This window comes from Paracoccus haematequi, assembly GCF_900631945.1.
Classification (GTDB): Bacteria; Pseudomonadota; Alphaproteobacteria; order Rhodobacterales; family Rhodobacteraceae; genus Paracoccus; species Paracoccus haematequi_A.
Genome location: NZ_UZWE01000025.1, coordinates 103,259 through 120,146 on the forward strand (window position 1 = coordinate 103,259; position 16,888 = coordinate 120,146).

General features: G+C 68.1%; 18 protein-coding genes and 1 riboswitch. Of the genes, 12 read left to right on the plus strand and 6 right to left on the minus strand.

Annotated features, from left to right (window positions below; translation table 11 throughout):
- Nucleotides 1-32: 32 nt before the first annotated feature.
- From PARHAE_RS06910 to PARHAE_RS06925, 4 genes are all read right to left on the minus strand, one after another.
- Nucleotides 33-344, minus strand: coding sequence for a methanol dehydrogenase (locus PARHAE_RS06910; protein WP_126153879.1), 312 nt, complete (start codon nucleotides 342-344; stop codon nucleotides 33-35).
- A 56-nt stretch (nucleotides 345-400) separates the two neighbouring features.
- Nucleotides 401-934 (minus strand): cytochrome c(L), periplasmic, encoded by a 534-nt coding sequence (moxG, locus tag PARHAE_RS06915; protein WP_126153880.1) that lies wholly within the window; start codon nucleotides 932-934, stop codon nucleotides 401-403.
- 14 nt (nucleotides 935-948) lie between these two features.
- Nucleotides 949-1,785 (minus strand): methanol oxidation system protein MoxJ, encoded by an 837-nt coding sequence (gene moxJ, locus PARHAE_RS06920; RefSeq protein WP_126153881.1) that lies wholly within the window; start codon nucleotides 1,783-1,785, stop codon nucleotides 949-951.
- 65 nt (nucleotides 1,786-1,850) lie between these two features.
- Nucleotides 1,851-3,749, minus strand: a complete 1,899-nt coding sequence (locus PARHAE_RS06925; protein ID WP_241232703.1) for a methanol/ethanol family PQQ-dependent dehydrogenase — start codon at nucleotides 3,747-3,749, stop codon at nucleotides 1,851-1,853.
- Between the two features lie 325 nt (nucleotides 3,750-4,074).
- Here PARHAE_RS06925 and PARHAE_RS06930 point away from each other — a divergent pair, with 325 nt between their 5' ends.
- The 12 genes from PARHAE_RS06930 (at nucleotide 4,075) to PARHAE_RS06985 (ending at nucleotide 14,560) form a co-directional block, all read left to right on the plus strand.
- Nucleotides 4,075-4,557 carry a protein moxZ gene (locus PARHAE_RS06930; RefSeq protein ID WP_126153882.1) on the plus strand — a complete coding sequence of 161 codons (483 nt, stop codon included), beginning with the start codon at nucleotides 4,075-4,077 and terminating at the stop codon, nucleotides 4,555-4,557.
- A complete protein-coding gene (locus tag PARHAE_RS06935) occupies nucleotides 4,557-5,942 on the plus strand; it encodes a LapD/MoxY N-terminal periplasmic domain-containing protein (RefSeq protein ID WP_241232706.1) in 1,386 nt (461 codons plus the stop codon). The genes PARHAE_RS06930 and PARHAE_RS06935 overlap by 1 nt, the downstream gene beginning before the upstream one ends.
- Complete coding sequence (locus tag PARHAE_RS06940; protein WP_126153884.1) at nucleotides 5,939-6,610, plus strand: response regulator transcription factor; 672 nt, start codon at nucleotides 5,939-5,941, stop codon at nucleotides 6,608-6,610. Before PARHAE_RS06935 ends, PARHAE_RS06940 begins: the two co-directional genes overlap by 4 nt.
- Before the next feature lie 96 nt (nucleotides 6,611-6,706).
- Nucleotides 6,707-6,898: riboswitch (cobalamin riboswitch) on the plus strand.
- A 96-nt stretch (nucleotides 6,899-6,994) separates the two neighbouring features.
- Nucleotides 6,995-8,005 carry an ABC transporter substrate-binding protein gene (locus PARHAE_RS06945; protein ID WP_206436885.1) on the plus strand — a complete coding sequence of 337 codons (1,011 nt, stop codon included), beginning with the start codon at nucleotides 6,995-6,997 and terminating at the stop codon, nucleotides 8,003-8,005.
- Entirely contained in the window at nucleotides 8,002-9,039 is a 1,038-nt protein-coding gene (locus PARHAE_RS06950; protein ID WP_126153885.1) for a FecCD family ABC transporter permease, read from the plus strand. Before PARHAE_RS06945 ends, PARHAE_RS06950 begins: the two co-directional genes overlap by 4 nt.
- Nucleotides 9,036-9,806, plus strand: coding sequence for an ABC transporter ATP-binding protein (locus PARHAE_RS06955; protein ID WP_126153886.1), 771 nt, complete (start codon nucleotides 9,036-9,038; stop codon nucleotides 9,804-9,806). The genes PARHAE_RS06950 and PARHAE_RS06955 overlap by 4 nt, the downstream gene beginning before the upstream one ends.
- A gap of 11 nt (nucleotides 9,807-9,817) precedes the next feature.
- Nucleotides 9,818-10,249 carry a pseudoazurin gene (locus PARHAE_RS06960; RefSeq protein WP_126153887.1) on the plus strand — a complete coding sequence of 144 codons (432 nt, stop codon included), beginning with the start codon at nucleotides 9,818-9,820 and terminating at the stop codon, nucleotides 10,247-10,249.
- 284 nt (nucleotides 10,250-10,533) lie between these two features.
- Nucleotides 10,534-11,649 (plus strand): 3,4-dihydroxy-2-butanone-4-phosphate synthase, encoded by a 1,116-nt coding sequence (gene ribB, locus PARHAE_RS06965; RefSeq protein WP_126153888.1) that lies wholly within the window; start codon nucleotides 10,534-10,536, stop codon nucleotides 11,647-11,649.
- Between the two features lie 3 nt (nucleotides 11,650-11,652).
- Nucleotides 11,653-12,120 carry a 6,7-dimethyl-8-ribityllumazine synthase gene (locus tag PARHAE_RS06970; RefSeq protein WP_126153889.1) on the plus strand — a complete coding sequence of 156 codons (468 nt, stop codon included), beginning with the start codon at nucleotides 11,653-11,655 and terminating at the stop codon, nucleotides 12,118-12,120.
- A gap of 95 nt (nucleotides 12,121-12,215) precedes the next feature.
- Nucleotides 12,216-13,214 (plus strand): ABC transporter substrate-binding protein, encoded by a 999-nt coding sequence (locus tag PARHAE_RS06975; protein ID WP_126153890.1) that lies wholly within the window; start codon nucleotides 12,216-12,218, stop codon nucleotides 13,212-13,214.
- Nucleotides 13,207-13,983 carry an ABC transporter permease gene (locus PARHAE_RS06980; protein ID WP_241232704.1) on the plus strand — a complete coding sequence of 259 codons (777 nt, stop codon included), beginning with the start codon at nucleotides 13,207-13,209 and terminating at the stop codon, nucleotides 13,981-13,983. Before PARHAE_RS06975 ends, PARHAE_RS06980 begins: the two co-directional genes overlap by 8 nt.
- Nucleotides 13,973-14,560: an ATP-binding cassette domain-containing protein gene (locus tag PARHAE_RS06985; RefSeq protein WP_126153891.1), complete on the plus strand. Its 588-nt coding sequence runs from the start codon at nucleotides 13,973-13,975 to the stop codon at nucleotides 14,558-14,560. Before PARHAE_RS06980 ends, PARHAE_RS06985 begins: the two co-directional genes overlap by 11 nt.
- 12 nt (nucleotides 14,561-14,572) lie before the next feature.
- Here PARHAE_RS06985 and PARHAE_RS06990 read toward each other — a convergent pair whose 3' ends face one another.
- Nucleotides 14,573-15,625: a proline racemase family protein gene (locus PARHAE_RS06990; protein WP_126153892.1), complete on the minus strand. Its 1,053-nt coding sequence runs from the start codon at nucleotides 15,623-15,625 to the stop codon at nucleotides 14,573-14,575.
- A 72-nt stretch (nucleotides 15,626-15,697) separates the two neighbouring features.
- Nucleotides 15,698-16,699 carry a glycine betaine ABC transporter substrate-binding protein gene (locus PARHAE_RS06995; RefSeq protein WP_126153898.1) on the minus strand — a complete coding sequence of 334 codons (1,002 nt, stop codon included), beginning with the start codon at nucleotides 16,697-16,699 and terminating at the stop codon, nucleotides 15,698-15,700.
- Nucleotides 16,700-16,888 lie beyond the last annotated feature (189 nt).

A 16,888-nucleotide genomic window follows, 5' to 3' on the forward strand; every position in this document is an offset into this window, starting at 1 on the left:
GAGTAGCCGTCCGGGGGCGCGGCACGCCCCGGTCACTGTGCGGGCGGCGTGGCGCCTTCCTCATAGCCGGGGATCTTGGCGACATCGTATTCGAACGTCCCCGTCTGGGCCGCATGCCAGATCCGCCAGGCGTTGCGATTGTCCATCGCCGCCAGGGATTCGCCCTGCTTGGACAGTTCCGCCGGATCGTGCTGGGGGTCGTATTCGGAACCCTCGACCCGTTCGGGATAGTCGGGCTTGGGTTCCCAGCAATTGCCGGGGGCGCGGCAGTTGGTGCCGTCATAGGCGAAGGCCGGGGCGGCCAGGGACATCGCGGCGGCGATGCCGAATGCGATCAGTTTCATCTGTTCTCCTCCTTCTGTGGAAATGACCGGCGCCGCTGCGCCGGCCGGTCGCAGCCTCAGGACTGGTCCTCCTCAGCGCCCTGGGGCTTGAACGGGGCAAAGTTCTCGCGCTGTTCCGGCGTCAGCCAGGTCGCGGTCTGCGGATCGCCGGTATAGAGATGGCGCACCCAGGCCATCGCCAGCAGCATCTCGTCCAGGGTCAGGCTGCCCCACATCGGACCCATCTGCCCCGAAGCGCCGCCATAGAGCGTCGAGAACAACCCCACATCGGTTTCGTTCTGCGGATAGGTCCAGTAGGAATCGTTGATCCCCGGCCCGATCTTGCCCTCGCCGTAATGGCCGTGGCAGCCCGAACACATGGTGTTGTAGGTTTCCTCGGCCTGGGCCATCACCTCGGGGTTCTCGTTATAGATGTTGACCCCGGTGGCCATGAATTCCTTGACCGCCTCGGTGTCGCGGCCTTCCTCCATGGCGTCGTCGAAGTTCAGCGGAGAGCCGTCGACCGTGTTGTAGAACTGTGGCTGCGCGAAGGCGGCGCCAAGCCCCAAACCCAAGCCCGTCACGATCACTGCCAGCGAAAGATGCCTCATGTCTTGTCCTTGTCTTAGGAATCGAGCGGCAAGGTCGGGATGCCTTCCTCGTCCAGGATCGCCCGGATGCGGTCCTTGCCGGATTCCAGGGCCGTGTTGATGCGGTCCAGCAGTTCGGGCTTGTCCGGCGCGACGCCGACCGACTGGCTGTATTGCAGCGGGATGATGACGCCATCCTGGCGTTCGATCTCGTTGGTGATCAGGGTCAGCTTCAGCGGCTCGCGGGAATCGCGGACATAGCGGGCCACGTCGGGGGCGAAGGCGATGCCCAGATCGGCATTGCCCGCCGCGACCTCGGACACGACGCGGTCGGCCGGAACCTGGGTGTATTTGTTGCGCCGATCCTCGAAATCCGTCAGCGAGGCCTGATAGATCAGGTTGTATTCATAGCGGCCGGTATATTTCAGGATCGTCTCGGCCGGGCTGTGATAACGATAGGAAAAGGTGTCGAACCCTTCCCGGTCCACGTCCTGCCACCTGTCGCCCTCGAAGTTCCGGTCCTGGCGGCTGATGAAGGCATAGGCCGAACGGTAATAGGGTTCGCTGGTCAGCAGCCGCCTGTCACCCTGGTCCACGCCGATCAGCACGTCGCACAAACCGTCCTCGATCCCGTCGCGGACCAGATAGATCGCGTCCTTGCCGATCTGCACCAGATCCAGGGTCATCCCCGCCTCGTCGGCCAGAACCTCGGCGATCCGGTTCTCGAAGCCGGTGCGGTCCTCGGTCGAATAGGGCGCGTCCATGGTCGAGGCGCAGACCCGCAGCGTGTCGGCGTCCTGGGCTGCGGCGGTGCCAAGGCCGCACAGCAGGGCAGCCGTCCCGCAGCCGAGGCGCGAAATCGTCGCGTTCATCGTCAAGTCTCCCAAATGTCGGTCGGATGATGCGGCGGGCCGGTCGCGGCCCGCCGCGGCGGGGATCAGGCGTCGTCGCCGGGGATCCATTCGCCGATATTCACGTCGTCGGTATGGACGCTGTTGCCGTCCAGCGAAAAGACCATCACGCCGCCGCCCATCTGGGTGAATTCCTTCAGCCTGCGGAAGGCGCCGACCGAACCCAGACCGGCGGTCGGGTCGTTCAGGTCGAAGACCAGGCCCACGCCGGGCCAGCCGCCCACGCCGTAATAGATGGCGACATATTGGCGCCCGTCATGCTGATAGGTCATCGGATGGCCGACCACACCCGAAGGCAGCTTGTGCTTCCACAGCAGGTCGCCCGTGTCGCTGTCGCGCGCCTTGATGTAACCGTCCAGCGTGCCATAGAAGGTCAGCCCGCCCGCCGTGGACATGGTGCCGCCCCAGACGGCGAAACGCTCCATCTTCTCCCAGGCCATTTCGCCGGTGATGGCGTTGTAGGCCTTGATCTGGCCCAGCCCCAGGCCGTTCTGGCGATCGCCCTTCGGTCCCGGATACATGTCCAGCGTGGCGCCGACGAAGAACTGGCCCGCGCGATAGGGCAGCATGAACGGTTCCCAGTCCATGCAGATATGGTTGATGCCCAGCATGAACAGCTTGCGTTCCGGGTCATAGCTGTCATGGCCCTGGTTGTGATAGCCCATGGCCGAGGGGCAGATGTCGCGCGCCTTGTGGTCCATGCGGGTGCCGAATTCGGGGTCGCGGACCGGCAGGCCGGTATCCAGCTGAACCTCTTTCACCCAGTTGACCGTATCGTCCATCTTGTCGGCCGAGATCAGGTCGCCATTGGTGCGGTCCAGCGTATAGACGATGCCGTTGCGGTCGGGATGGGTCAGCAGCTTGCGCATCTGACCGTCCTTGTCTTCCTGTTCGGACAGCATCATCACGTTGACGCCGGCATAGTCCCATTCGTCATGCGGGGTCTTCTGATAGGCGAACTTGGCTTCGCCCGTCTCGGCCTCGCGGCCCCAGATGGCCATGGTCCACTTGTTGTCGCCCGGCCGCATCGTCTCGTTCCAGGGCGCGGGGTTGCCCGAACCGTAGTAGAACAGATCCTCGTCGGGGTCATAGGCATACCAGCCCCAGTTGGTGCCGCCGCCGATCTTCCAGGCGTCGCCCTCCCAGGTCTCCAGACCCAGGTTGAACTGGCCGTAATGCGGGTTCGGTTCGTTGAAATCGGACGCCAGCTTCAGCTCCTCGTCCGGGCCGGTGGCGAAGGCGCGCCAGCGCTGTTCGCCGGTCTTCACGTCATAGGCGGTGACATAGCCGCGCACGCCCAGTTCCGCCCCCGAACTGCCCACCAGCACCATGTCCTTGATGACATAGGGCGCGATGGTCAGGGTCGAGCCGACCTTGATGTCGGAATTCTCCATGATCCAGATATTCTCGCCGGTATCGGCATCCATCGCGACGATATGGCCGTCAAGCTGGGTGCGGAACACCAGTGGCCCGCGCGTGTCGTCGCCCGGCCAATAGGCAAGGCCCCGGTTCACCACGTCGCAACAGGCGACGGTCCGGGCGGTCGGGTTCTGGCGCGGCTTGTTCTGCCACAGGATCGTGCCGGGATCGTTCAGATCCAGCGCGAAGGTGGTGTTCGGGAAGGGCGAATGGATGAACATCTTGTCGCCCACCACCAGAGGCGTGCCCTCGTGCCCGTGCAGCACCCCGGTCGAGAAGGACCAGGCCGGGCGCAGCCGGGCCACGGTTTCCTTGTTGATCTCGGTCATCTCGGAATAGTTCTGCGCGTTGTAGTCGCGCCCGGTCATGACCCAGTTCGCCGGATCCTGGGCCAGTTCCACCAATGTGTCGTTGGCGGCGGCGGGCGCCGCCAGCCCGCAGGCCAGCACGCTTGCCACGGCCAGCGGCGAGACATGCGTCATCGTCTTGCGAATTGTGCGTTTCATGTGATCCTCTCCCTATCGCGCGGCGGATCCGGTGTCGGAGCCCTCCCCTCCGGTCCCGCGCGCCTGCTGCCAGCCTTCCGCCTGTGGGCGTTCGGTCTGCTGCAAGGACGATCAGAACACCCCGCCGCGGGCGTGTCTGCGGGGAACGGTCCCCGATCTTCGCGGGGGATTTTCCCCGTTGAAGCGGGGGGAAAGTCATGGCGCGTCCCGATCGGCCATACCATTGTCCGAAGCCCGCGCAGATTGTCTCATCCCTTGGGCTGACCTAGCCTTGAAGGGCGCATCGGGCGCGGGGGCGAATCGCCCCGGACTGGGAAAGGACCGGATGCAGGTCACTGCGACACGATACCGCACCGCCGCCATGACCGCCCTGATGGCCCTGGCCCTGTCCGCCTGCCGCGAGGAAGAGCAGACCCTGCCCGCCGCATCGGAACAGGCCCACCGGATGCCGGCGCAGGGGCAGGCCTGGCTGGATGCGACCGGCGACGAAGCCCCCGCGGCCTTTCTGGCCCGCGTGACCGGGCACCCCGCCGACGGGATCGCGCCGTCCCTGGACCGCGCGACGGCCGCCTATGGCGACAGCCCGCGCATGATCGCCAATCGCGCGGCCCAGCTGTGGGACGAGATCCGGCGGAAGGACGATCCGCCCATCGCCATCGCGGCGCTGCTGGACCAGCTTGCCGCTGGCGGCGGCCCGGATCGGCCCAGCATCGGCCCGGTGATCCAGCATTATCGCGTCCTGCGCGCCCAGGGCGCCGACCACGCCGCCGCCATGCGGGCCGCCACCGCCGAAGGCCGGGTGCCGTGATGCGCTTTGAGGCCCGGATCCTGCCAGATGCCGCCGTCCCGTCCCGGATCCGGCCCTGGTCGCTGCACCGCATCGTCACCATCGTGCCCGTGGCGGTTGGGGTCATGCTCTGCGCCACGGTCGCCGCGATCATCGTCCTGAACGCCCGCATCGCCATAGACGAGGAAACCTCGTCGGCCTTCCGCACCGCCCAGGCCACGGTCGCGGTGCGGATGCCGCCGCGCTTCGCGGGCCAGGACACGATGGGCCAGGCGATGCAGCTGGCCGCCGAGATCGACGCCCTGCGCCATCTTTCCGCCTCTGTGACGGACAACCACGGCCATCCCGTGACGCCCCATGCGGAGGGTGCGGCGTTGACAGAGGACCAGGCGCCGGGCTGGTTCAGCGACCTGATGCGCCCCGAACTGCGGTCGGACCGCGTTCCGATCTCGCATTATCCCAACGTCCTGGGCTGGCTGGTCATCCAGACCGATCCCGCCGACGAGATCGCCGAGGTCTGGGAGGATTTCCGCATCATCATGCCGCTGCTGGCGCTGACCTGCGCGGCGCTGGTCGGCATGTCGATGGGCTTCAGCCGCCTGATCCTGCGCCGCCTGCGCGCGATCCAAGAGGCGCTGGGCGCGATGCGGCAGGGCGATCTGGACCGCCGCGCGCCGCCTGACCGGCTGGCGGAATTCGCGGCGCTGGCCAATGGCGTGAACGCGCTGGCCGACCACCTGACATCGCAGCGGGCAGAAAACCGGCAACTGCAAGCCCGGCTGCTGACCCTGTCCGAGACCGAGCGCGCGAAGATCGCCTCGGATCTGCATGACGACATGGGTCCGCAGCTTTTCGCGCTGAACGCGGCGCTGTCCCAGGCCCGCGCCGCCGCGCGCGAGGTTTCGGGCCCCGGATCGGCGCAGCTTGACGATGCGCTGCGGGCGATCCTGGTCCATGCGGGCGCGGTCCGCGACAGCGCCCGCACCGCGATCAACGACCTGCGCCCGATGCTGATGGGCCACGGATCGCTGCCTGAACTTCTGGGCGAACTGGTGGCCGAATTCGCCGAGATCGCGCCGGATGTGGCCATCGACCTGGATTGCGACGGACGGATCGCGGCCAGCGAGCCTGCGGAAACGGCGATCTATCGCTTCGTCCGCGAAAGCCTGCTGAACGCCGTCCGGCATGGCAAGGCCCGCCGCATCCGCATCGAGATGCGCCGGACCCAGGACCAGATCGTCACGCAGCTGCGCGATGACGGGCGCGGTCCTTCGGGGCGCGGCTCGGCCGGGGGACACGGGCTGGCCGGCATCCGCGACCGCGCGCGCGCCCTGGGCGCCGCCTTCGACCCGCCCCGCCGCGTGGGCGCCGAAACCGTCACCGAACTGAGGATGCCGCACCGATGATCGAAGCCCCGCCCCGGAAACAATCGGCCAACGGCCTGAAGCGCATCGTCATCATCGACGATCACCCCGTCGTTGTCGAAGGCTGGGGCCGCATCATCCGCCAGCGCATCCCCTGCGAGATCGTCGGCGCGGCCACCGCGCTGGAAGGCTGGCGCGCCTGGCGGGCGGCGCGGCCCGACCTGATGGTCGTCGACCTGACGCTTGGCGATCACCGGATCGCGGGGATCAAGCTGATCGACCGGCTGCGGATGCTGGACCGGGATCTGCCGATCCTGGTCTTCACCATGCATCGCAGCCCGATCCTGGCCCGCCGCGCGCTTCATGCGGGGGCCAATGGCGTCATCAACAAGGATTCGCCCTCGGACGAGATCCTGATCGCCCTGACCGAGGTGCTGGCCGGCGGCAATTATGTCGAGGGCCGGCTTGCGACGCAGATCGCGCTGATGAACCTGCCCGGCCGGCGCGGCAATGCCGCCAACCTGACCGCGCGCGAGGAAGAGATCCTGGGCCTGATCGCCGAGGGCCTGTCCTATCGCGAGATCGCCGACCGGGCCTGCATCAGCTACAAGACCGTGTCCAATGTCAGCCTGGTGCTGCGCGACAAGCTGGGCGCCTCCAGCCTGGGCGAGTTGGTGGTCAAGGGGATCCGCTATTTCGACGGCGGCTGAAAGGCATCTTTGTCACCGGGTTTGGCGCCCTTCGCGGGAATCGGGACCGACCGTCCCTTTCGACCGATAGGCGATCTTGTCAGAAAACCCGCTTCGGGCTAAGGACGGTGCGTCGGTTTCCACCCGGAATTAATAGGGAATCCGGATCCGCCCCTGGGCGACAACCGGAACTGCCCCCGCAACTGTAAGCGGTAGCCTGCCCGATCATGCCACTGGACCTCGGTCCGGGAAGGCCGGGCAATGCGATCATCCGCCAGTCAGGAGACCTGCCGACGCAGTCTGTTCAACCCGAGCGGGTCGGCTCGGCGTGACATCGTGTTGCGGGTCGTGGTCCCCGCGCCTGTGTCCATGCCTTCCGTCCCGCCGAATGCATCGGAAGGAAGCATGATGTTGAAGCTAGCCACGGCAACCGCCGTCGCCGTTGCCCTTGCGCCCATGGCGCTGGCGGGCACCGAATACCCGTTGACCCTGACCAGTTGCGGCCATCGGGTCACCATCGACAAGGCCCCCGAACGGGTGGTCAGCGTCGGCCAGAGCACGACCGAGATCCTGTATCTGCTGGGCCTGGCCGACAAGGTGGCGGGCACCGCGCTGTGGATCAACCCGGTCCTGCCCGAATTCGCCGAAACGGATGCCAAGGTCGAACGGCTGGCTGACAACGCCCCCAGCTTCGAAAGCGTCCTGGGCAAGAATCCCGATCTGGTCGTCACCGCCTATGAATGGATGATCGGGCCGCAAGGCGCCGTCGGCACGCGCGAGATGTTCGACGATTCGCGGATCCCCAGTTGGGTCATGCCCACCGAATGCGTCGGCAAGGACAATACGCAAAGCATGGACGGCGCGCGCACGGTGATGTTCGACCCGGACCTGGTCTATCAGGGCATCGCGGAACTGGCGCGGATCTTCGATGTCGAGGAGCGCGGCGCCCAGGTCATCGCCGACCTGAAGGCGCGCGAAGCCGCCGCCGTGGACAAGGCCGGGGCGCTGAACCTGCCCGACGATGTCACGGCGGTCTTCTGGTATTCCTCGGCCGATATCGAGATCGATCCCTATGTCGCGGGCGCCTATGGCGTTCCGGGCTGGATGCTGTCCACGCTTGGGGTCCGCAACATCGTCGATTCCGCCGAGGAATGGCCGACCGTCGGCTGGGAAACCATCGCCAGCGCGAACCCGTCCTTCATCGTCGCGGCCGAGATGAACCGCCGCCGCTTTCCCGCCGACGACATCGCCGTGAAGCGCGATTTCCTGACCAGCGACCCGGTCGCCAGGGAAATGGACGCCGTGAAGAACGACCGCATCGTGACGATCGAGGCCAATGCGATGGACCCCTCGGTCCGGTCGATCTACGCCCTGGAAGCCCTGGCCCAGGCGCTGGCCGGGTTCGGCCTGAAATGAGGGATCGCGCCGTGGTGCAGGGCTGGGGATGGCTTTGGCTTGCGCCCGTGATCCTGGCCGCGGCGCTGTTCTTCGGCACGGCGGTGGGCGAGACGCGGATCCCGCTGTCGGTGGTGCTGGACGTGCTGTCGGTCAAGGCCGGCCTGTCGCAGGCCGAGGTCGGCGCCGTCGATGCCGGCGTGATCTGGCATTACCGCCTGTCGCGCGCGGTCGTGGCGGCCTGCGGCGGCGCCAGCCTGGCGCTGTCGGGGCTGATCCTCCAGGCGCTGCTGCGCAACCCGCTGGCCGAACCCTATCTGCTGGGAATTTCCGCCGGTGCCTCGACCGGGGCCGTCGCGGTCTCGGTCGCGGGGATCGGAGCGGGGATGCTGTCGATGTCGGCCGGTGCCTTTGCCGGTGCGCTGACGGCCTTCGTGCTGGTGGCGGCGCTGGCGCGGGCGGCAGGCGGCGGCACCGGCACACGCGGGGCAGGGGTCATCATCCTTGCCGGTATCGCGGGGTCGCAGATGTTCAACGCGCTGACGGCGCTGATCATCGCCCGGTCCGCCAGCGCCGAGCAGGCACGGGGCATCATGTTCTGGCTGCTGGGCAACCTGTCGGGCGTGCGCTGGCCCGACACATGGCTGGCGCTGCCGATGGCCGGGCTGGGCCTGGGCGTGGCCTTGTGGCACGCGCGGGCGCTGGACGCCTTTACCTTCGGCGCGGACAGCGCCGCGTCGCTGGGCATCGGCCTGCGCCGGACGCAGGCGGTGCTGATCGGCACGGCGGCCCTGGTCACGGCGATCATGGTTTCCATCGCCGGGGCCATCGGCTTCGTGGGCCTGGTGGTGCCGCATGCGATGCGGATCCTGGTCGGTCCCCGGCATGTCCGCCTGGTCCCCGCGACCGCCCTGGCGGGGGCGGTGTTCCTGGTCGTCTCGGACGTGGTGTCGCGGATCACCATTCCGGGCCAGGTTTTGCCGATCGGCGTCATCACCGCCCTGGTCGGCGCGCCCGCCTTTGCGCTGATCATGATCCGGGGGCGGCACCGATGACCCCGGTCCTGGAAGCCATCGGCCTGTCCCGCATCGTCGGCGGACGGCAGATCGTCGCCGATGTCAGCCTGCGCGTGCAGCCGGGCGAAACGCTGGGCCTGGTGGGACCGAACGGTTCCGGCAAGTCGACGCTGCTGGGGATGCTGGCCGGGCTGATCCGGCCCAGCGGCGGCGAGGTTCTGCTGGAGGGGCGGCCGATGGCCCGGATGTCCCGGCGGACGGTGGCGCGCCGCCTGGCGCTTGTCGCCCAATCGGCCGAGACCGGCGACCGCATCCGGGTCCGCGACGCGGTGGAACTGGGCCGCACCCCCTGGCTCGGCCCGCTGGAACCCTGGGGCGGGCGGCACGAGGCCGCCGTCGCCGCAGCCCTTGCCGCCGTGGGTATGGAGGCGATGGCGGATCGCGACTGGTCCTCGCTTTCCGGGGGCGAACGCCAGCGCGTCCACATCGCCCGCGCCCATGCCCAGGAACCCCGCGTCCTGCTGCTGGACGAGCCGACCAACCACCTGGACATCCACCACCAGATCGCGATCCTCGATCTGGTCGAGGCGATGGGCATCGCCTCGGTCATCGCCCTGCACGATCTGCACCACGCCCTGCGCTGCGACCGCGTTCTGGTGATGACGGCCGGGCGCTGCGCCGCCCTGGGCCCCCCGGCCGAGGTCCTGACCCCTGCGCTGATCCGCGACATCTTCGCGGTCGAGGCCGCGCTGATCCCCCATCCGGGCGGCGGACGCCCGGTCTTCGCCTTCCAACGTCTGTCCTGAAAGGAACCGCCATGCTGTTTCGCGCCGCCCTGCTTGCCTGCCTGCTGCCCGCCGCCGCCCTGGCCGAGGTGCACGAGGTCAGGATGCTGAACCGCAACGACACCGGCCCCATGCCGTTCGAGCCGGACTATCTGGTGATCCGGCCCGGCGACACGGTGAAGTTCATCGCCACGGATCCCGGCCACAACGCCGCCGCCATCGCCGGCATGATCCCCGAGGGCGGCGAGAAATTCATCGGCAAGATCAACGAGGAAATCGAGGTTACGCTGGAGGCCGAGGGCATCTGGGGCATCAAGTGTTCGCCCCATTTCACCATGGGGATGGTGATGCTGATCCAGGTGGGCGACAGGCCCGCGAGCAAGGCCGATCTGCCCGACGACCTTCCCGACGCCGCGCGTCGGCGCCTGGACGAGATCCTGGCACGCCGCGACACTGCCGGGTGAGCTGCGCCGAAGCTCCGGCCCTCGCGGTTGGCGCAAACGCAATGTCCTGTCGCGCGCCTGCCGCGATTCCCCCAGATGCGAATACGCCCATCCGCGCCCTCTCCCCTCGACGCGCGTCTTGTCGCATCGGTCGGCGGCTGACGGGGGTTGCACCGGGTGGGGTTGCGGTGCAGATGCAGGACAGGCCCGCGCCTGTCGATGATCGCCATGGTCGGCCGAAGCGAAAACCCGATGGTGGCGGCCAGGGTGTTGACCCGTCACCGACCCCTGTGCAGGAGCGGCGGATGACCGACGACATTCCAGGACCGGTCGAGCGTGACTGGTCCGACGCGATTTCCCCCATCGAGGACATCATCAACGAGGCCCGCAACGGCCGGATGTTCATCCTGGTCGATCACGAGGACCGCGAGAACGAGGGCGATCTGGTCATTCCCGCGCAGATGGCCACGCCCGAGGTCATCAACTTCATGGCGACGCATGGCCGGGGTCTGATCTGCCTGTCGATGACCGGCGCGCGGATCGACGCATTGGGGCTGCCGCTGCTTGGCGCCAAGAATTCCAGCCGCCACGAGACCGCCTTCACCATGTCGATCGAGGCGCGCGAAGGCGTGACCACGGGCATCTCTGCCGCCGACCGCGCCCACACCATCGCGGTGGCCATCGACCCCGCCAGGGGCGCGGCCGACATCGCCACGCCCGGCCATGTCTTTCCGTTGCGCGCCCGCGACGGCGGCGTGCTGGTGCGCGCCGGCCATACCGAGGCGGCGGTGGACGTGGCCCGGCTGGCGGGGCTGAACCCCTCGGGCGTGATCTGCGAGATCATGAACGACGACGGCACCATGGCCCGGCTGCCGGATCTGGTGGCCTTTGCCCAGCGGCACGGGTTGAAGATCGGCACCATCAGCCAGTTGATCGCCTATCGCCGCCGCCACGACAACCTGATCGCCGAACGCGGCCAGATGGCGGTCCATTCCGCGCATGGCGGCGACTGGATGATGCGCATCTTCGCCGACGACACTTCGGGCGCGGAACATATCGTGCTGACCAAGGGCGACCTGACCGCGCCCGGCCCGGTCATGGTGCGGATGCATGTGCTGGACCCCTTGCACGACGTGTTGGGCATCGGCCGCCGGAACGCGGGCACGCTGGACCAGGCCATGCGCATGATCGCCGACGAGGGCAGGGGCGTCGTCGTGCTGTTCCGCGACACCGAGCCGCGCCTGCCGCGGCAGGACGAGGTTTCCTCGCATGTGATCCGCCATTACGGGCTGGGGGCGCAGATCCTGTCCGCCCTGGGCCTGTCGGATCTGGTGCTGCTGACCAATTCGGCGCCGGTCAAGGTCATCGGGCTTGACGCCTATGGGCTTTCGATCCATTCCACGCGTCCGATCAAGGGGTAAGCCATGGCCGCCAGCATCGAACATCACCAGCTTCCGCTGCCCCAGGTTTCCGGCGCGCGGCTGCTGATCGTCGTCTCGCCCTATTATCGGCAGGTGGCGGACGGGCTGGTCGCGGGCGCGCGGGCCGTGGCGGCCCAGGCAGGCGCCGCCCTCGATCTGGTCGAGGTGCCGGGCGCGCTGGAGATTCCCACCGCCATCGCCCTGGCCGCCGCCCGCGATCTCTATGACGGCTATGTCGCGTTGGGCTGCGTGGTGAGGGGGGAAACCACCCATTACGACACGGTGTGCAACGACAGCTCTCGCGGGTTGACGCTGCTGGGGTTGCAGGGGCATTGCATCGGCAACGGCATCCTGACGGTCGAGACGATCGCCCAGGCCCAGGTTCGGGCCGATCCGCAGGGCCAGAACAAGGGCGGCGGGGCGGCGGCGGCGGCGCTGCACCTGGTCGCGCTGAAGCGCCGCTGGGCCTGATCCCCGGCCCCGTGTCAGGGGTGCGACTTCTGGTCGATTGTGACCGGGCGGCGGTCGTGCCACCTTGCGGTCGGAAGAAAGCCAAGGGGGGAACCATGCGCTTTCCGTGGGCTGGCCGGATCGCGGGTCCGGCCCTTGGTCTTGCCGCGGCGATCCTGGCGCAGGCGGGGCCCGGTCTTGCGCAGCAGGCTTCCTTACCCGCCATCACCATCGGCACGCTGGAAAACGGCACCGTCGCCTGGGAATTGCAGACGATCCGCGACCAGGGTTTCGACCGCCAGAACGGATTCGAATTGCGCATGTTGGCCCTGGCGGGCAATCCGGCGACCCAGGTAGCGATGCAGGGGGGCCAGGTCGACTCCATCGTGTCGGACTGGATCTGGGTGGCGGTGCAGCGGGCGAACGGGGCGCCCTTCACCTTCTGGCCCTATTCCACCGCCGTGGGCGGGCTGGTCGTCCCTGCCGACAGCCCGGTGCGGACCCTGGCGGACCTGGAAGGCCGGCGGATCGGCATCGCCGGCGGGCCGGTGGACAAAAGCTGGCTGATCCTGCGCGCCTTCTATCGCCAGCAGACCGGCCGCGACCTGGCGGATGTGACGGAGCAGGTGTTCGGCGCCCCGCCGATGATCCAGCACGCCGCCCAGACGGGCGAGGTCGCGGGCGCCGTCAATTTCTGGCACTTCCTGGCGCTGATGCAGGCCGCCGGGATGCGAGAGGTTATCAGCGTCGCCGATGCCGCGCAGGGCCTGGGTCTGGATCCCGGCACGCCGCTGCTGGGCTATGTGCTGCGCGACGACTGGGTGGCGGATCACCCGGATCTGGCGCGCGGCCTGGCTCGGGCGTCCCGGCAGGCCAAGGATCTGCTGTCGGCCGACGATGCCGCCTGGCAGGCGCTGCGCCCGGTCATGGGGGCCACGACGGATGCGGAATTCATGGCCCTGCGCGACGGCTGGCGCGCGGGCATCCCGGCCGAGGGTCCGGTCGATGCAGATGCGGCACGGGACCTGTTCGCGGTCCTGGCCGACCTGGGCGGCGACGACTTGACCGGCGGGCTGACCGACCTGCCAGAGGGGCTGTTCTGGCAAGGTGACTGACGCGCCCCCTCAGAAGCGGCCCGGACTGGTGCCGGGGGTGCTGTCGGTCCTGCTGCTGCTGGCGCTGTGGACGGCCCTCGCGGCGCTGGCGGGCGATCCGCGGACCATGCCGTCGCCGCTGGCGGTGGCCGGGCGGGTCGCCACGCTTGCCGCGTCGGGCGAGCTGTGGCTGCACGCGGGCGCCACCCTGGGGCGCGTGCTGGCCAGCTTTGCCATCGCCATGGCCGTCGGCACCGCCTTGGGCCTGTGGATGGGCCGGTCGCGGGCGGCGGACCACTGGCTGAACCCGTCGCTGGTCATCGCGCTGAACGTCCCGGTCTTGGTAGTGATCGTGCTGGCCTATATCTGGATCGGCCTGAACGAGGTCGCCGCCGTCGCCGCCGTGGCGCTGAACAAGATCCCCGTGACCACCGTCATGCTGCGCGAAGGCGCCCGTGCCCTGCGCCCGGATCTGGACGACATGGCGGCGGCCTTTCGGATGGGCTGGCGGGCGCGGCTGCGCCATGTCGTGCTGCCCCAGCTTGCCCCCCATATCGCGGCGGCCGCGCGGGCGGGTCTGTCTCTGATCTGGAAGATCGTGCTGGTGGTCGAATTCCTGGGCCGGTCCAACGGCGTCGGCTTCAAGATCCACCTGCTGTTTTCCAGCTTCGACGTGGCGGGCGTGCTGGCCTGGGCCTTGGCCTTCGTTGCGGTGATGCTGCTGATCGACCTGGCCCTTCTGCGTCCCGCCGAGGCGCGCGCGAACCGCTGGCGCCGCGATGAGGCTTGATCTGGCGGGAAAATCCTTCGCCGGGCGCCCGGTGCTGGGTCCGTTGCGGCTGGCGGTCGAACGCGGTCAGCGGGTGGCGGTGCTGGGACCGTCGGGGATCGGCAAATCGACCCTGCTGCGGATCCTGGCCGGTCTGGACCGCGATTTCGACGGGCGGCTGGAGGGGCGCGACCGGCTGGCCGTGGTGTTCCAGGAACCGACCCTGCTGCCCTGGCGCCGCGCCGTCGCCAACGTCACCCTGCCGACCGGCTGTCCCGAGGCCGAGGCCCGTGCCCTGCTGGCCCAGGTCGGGCTGTCGGGGCACGAGGACAAGTTTCCCCGGCAGCTGTCGCTTGGCCAGCAGCGCCGCCTGGCGCTGGCCCGCGCCTTTGCCGCGCGTCCCGACATCCTGCTGATGGACGAACCCTTCGCCAGTCTCGATCCCGGTACGGCGGGCCGGATGATGGACCTGACCGCCGGGCTGCTGGATCGCAGCGGGGCGGGGCTGGTCCTGGTCACCCATGACGCGGCCGAGGCCGCCCGGCTGCGCGCCGTCCCGATCCGCCTGGCGGGCAGCCCGGCGGTCCCGGTTCCCTGAGCGGCCGTTCCCTTACGCCCAGGTGTCGCCCACCGTGAAACCTTCGGGGAACGGGTCGTCGTGGTCCAGAACGATGGTGTTCAGGCCATAGATCCAGCTTGTGCCCGATACCTCGGGGACCACGGCAGGGCGGCCGCCCAGGGTCGTTTCCTGGACCAGCCTGCCGGTATAGATATTGCCCAGGATGCCCTGGTGGCGAAAGGGCCGGTCCAGGGGCAATTCGCCCTTGGCGTGCAGGACCGCCATCTTGGCGCAGGTGCCGGTGCCGCAGGGGCAGCGGTCCAGGGCGCCGGTCCAGGTCGCCGGGTCGTCCCAGGAAAACTCGCCCGAGGCCATGGTGACGGCGTTCTTCCAGTCGGCCTTCGGATCGTCGGACGGGCCGGACAGTTGCGAGATGGTGATGCCGACGCCCGGATAGTCGGGATGTTCTACCGGCAGCTGCTCGATCGCGGCCTGGCGGATCATCGACGAGACGCGGGCGATTTCCCGGCCATGTCCGGGACTCAGTTCCAGCCCCGCGAACTGGCGGACATCGGCGATGACATAGAACATGCCGCCCCAGCCCACGTCGACGCGCACGCGGCCCAGATGCGGCACGTCGATTTCCGCGTCCAGATGCGCGGCAAAGGCCGGGACGTTGCGGAAGGTGACGGCCTTGACCTTTCCGCCCGCGCATTCGGCGCGCACCCGGATCAGCCCGGCGGGCGCTTCCAGCACCAGGTCGGTGACGGGTTCCTGCATCGGCAGCAGGCCCATTTCCAGCAGCACCGTCACGACCGAGATGGTATTGCCGCCCGACATGACGGGATATTCGATCTGTTCCAGGATGACATATCCGGCCTGCGCTTCGGGATGCGAAGGCGGGACCAGGATGTTGCAGCAATGGGCCGAATAGCCGCGCGGTTCGCGCAGCAGCATCTTGCGCAACCCGTCGTCATGGCCTTCCAGCCATTTCATCTTTTCATAGACGGAATTGCCGGGGATATGCGGGATGCCGCCGGTGATCACGCGCATGGGCGTTCCGGCATGGGTATCGACGGCGTGGATCATGCGCTTGAACGCCATGGGTGCCTCGGGTGATGGGGGACAGGGCAGGGTCTGGTCCGCCCGGCGTCCGGGCGGACCGTCCGGGCGGGTTTACAGCGCGGCCTGGACCTTTTCGGCGACCTCGGCGGGCACCCACTGGGACCAGAGATCCCTGTTCTCCTCAAGGAAATGCAGGGCGCCTTCCTCTCCGGTAGCCTGGTTCTCGGTCTGCCAGGACATCAGCTTGCCCACGGTGTCGTTGCTCCAGCCGCGGGTGTTGAAATAGTCCATCACGGCGGGGCTGGTGCGTTCGGCAAAGTCCTTGGTGACGACGGTCATCACCGTATCGACCGGCCAGGCCGTCACCTTGGGATCGGGGCAGTCGATATTGGTGATGCAGCGTTTCCATTCGGCCGGATCGTGCGGCACGGTGGCTTCCAGCATCACCATGTCGTATTTGCCCAGCAGCGCGGTCGGCGCCCAGTAATAGGTGATGAAGCCCTCGCCGCGCTCATAGGCACGCGCGATGGCGCCGTCCAGGCCCGCCGCGGAACCGGGATTCATCAGCGTGAAGCCCTTGGCCTCGGCGTCATAGGCCTTGTAAAGCTGGTTGGTCACGACCGTCGCGCCCCAGCCTTCGGCGCCGTTGAAGATCACGCCCTTGCTGGGATCCTCGGGGTCGGGGAACAGTTCGGGATGCGCCAGGGCGTCCTCGACCGTCTTGATGTCGGGATGGGCGTCGGCCAGGTATTTCGGGATCCACCATCCCTGCACGCCGCCATCGGGCAGCGCCTTCGATCCGAAGACGATCTTGCCTTCCTCGATGCCCCGCGGGACGATTTCGGGCAGCAGATCGACCCAGGTTTCCGAGGAAACATCGGGATCGCCCTTTTCCACCATCGAGGTGGTGGTGGGCACGGTGTCGCCGGGCACGGTCTCGACATCGCAGCCATAGCCGTGTTCCAGGATGAACTTGTCGACCTGGGCCAGCACCTCGGCGCTTTGGACGTTGTGCAGCACCAGCGTCACGTCGCCGCAGTCCTGCGCGCTTGCGGCACCGGCCACCCCTAGGCCCCCGGCGATCAGGCCCGTGGTCATCAGCAGTCTTCTCATCATGCAGTCTCCCTGTTGTTTGCGGCTTTGATCGGGGCAGGGCGCCGCATTTGTCCTGCCGTCCTGGTTCGGGACGCCGGGGGCGCTTCGCCCCCCGGACCCCCCGAGGATGTTTCCGCACAGAAGATGGTCCTAGAGCTTTCCGGTCAGTTCGGGCACCACGGTAAAGAGGTCTCCCACCAGTCCGTA

What these genes read in the sequence shown, in the direction of transcription:
- PARHAE_RS06910 (WP_126153879.1), bottom strand. Translation starts at nt 344, where the DNA reads ATGAAACTGATCGCATTCGGCATCGCCGCCGCGATGTCCCTGGCCGCC.
- moxG (WP_126153880.1), bottom strand. Translation starts at nt 934, where the DNA reads ATGAGGCATCTTTCGCTGGCAGTGATCGTGACGGGCTTGGGTTTGGGG.
- moxJ (WP_126153881.1), bottom strand. Translation starts at nt 1,785, where the DNA reads ATGAACGCGACGATTTCGCGCCTCGGCTGCGGGACGGCTGCCCTGCTG.
- PARHAE_RS06925 (WP_241232703.1), bottom strand. Translation starts at nt 3,749, where the DNA reads ATGAAACGCACAATTCGCAAGACGATGACGCATGTCTCGCCGCTGGCC.
- PARHAE_RS06930 (WP_126153882.1), top strand. Translation starts at nt 4,075, where the DNA reads ATGCAGGTCACTGCGACACGATACCGCACCGCCGCCATGACCGCCCTG.
- PARHAE_RS06935 (WP_241232706.1), top strand. Translation starts at nt 4,557, where the DNA reads ATGCGCTTTGAGGCCCGGATCCTGCCAGATGCCGCCGTCCCGTCCCGG.
- PARHAE_RS06940 (WP_126153884.1), top strand. Translation starts at nt 5,939, where the DNA reads ATGATCGAAGCCCCGCCCCGGAAACAATCGGCCAACGGCCTGAAGCGC.
- PARHAE_RS06945 (WP_206436885.1), top strand. Translation starts at nt 6,995, where the DNA reads ATGATGTTGAAGCTAGCCACGGCAACCGCCGTCGCCGTTGCCCTTGCG.
- PARHAE_RS06950 (WP_126153885.1), top strand. Translation starts at nt 8,002, where the DNA reads ATGAGGGATCGCGCCGTGGTGCAGGGCTGGGGATGGCTTTGGCTTGCG.
- PARHAE_RS06955 (WP_126153886.1), top strand. Translation starts at nt 9,036, where the DNA reads ATGACCCCGGTCCTGGAAGCCATCGGCCTGTCCCGCATCGTCGGCGGA.
- PARHAE_RS06960 (WP_126153887.1), top strand. Translation starts at nt 9,818, where the DNA reads ATGCTGTTTCGCGCCGCCCTGCTTGCCTGCCTGCTGCCCGCCGCCGCC.
- ribB (WP_126153888.1), top strand. Translation starts at nt 10,534, where the DNA reads ATGACCGACGACATTCCAGGACCGGTCGAGCGTGACTGGTCCGACGCG.
- PARHAE_RS06970 (WP_126153889.1), top strand. Translation starts at nt 11,653, where the DNA reads ATGGCCGCCAGCATCGAACATCACCAGCTTCCGCTGCCCCAGGTTTCC.
- PARHAE_RS06975 (WP_126153890.1), top strand. Translation starts at nt 12,216, where the DNA reads ATGCGCTTTCCGTGGGCTGGCCGGATCGCGGGTCCGGCCCTTGGTCTT.
- PARHAE_RS06985 (WP_126153891.1), top strand. Translation starts at nt 13,973, where the DNA reads ATGAGGCTTGATCTGGCGGGAAAATCCTTCGCCGGGCGCCCGGTGCTG.
- PARHAE_RS06990 (WP_126153892.1), bottom strand. Translation starts at nt 15,625, where the DNA reads ATGGCGTTCAAGCGCATGATCCACGCCGTCGATACCCATGCCGGAACG.
- PARHAE_RS06995 (WP_126153898.1), bottom strand. Translation starts at nt 16,699, where the DNA reads ATGAGAAGACTGCTGATGACCACGGGCCTGATCGCCGGGGGCCTAGGG.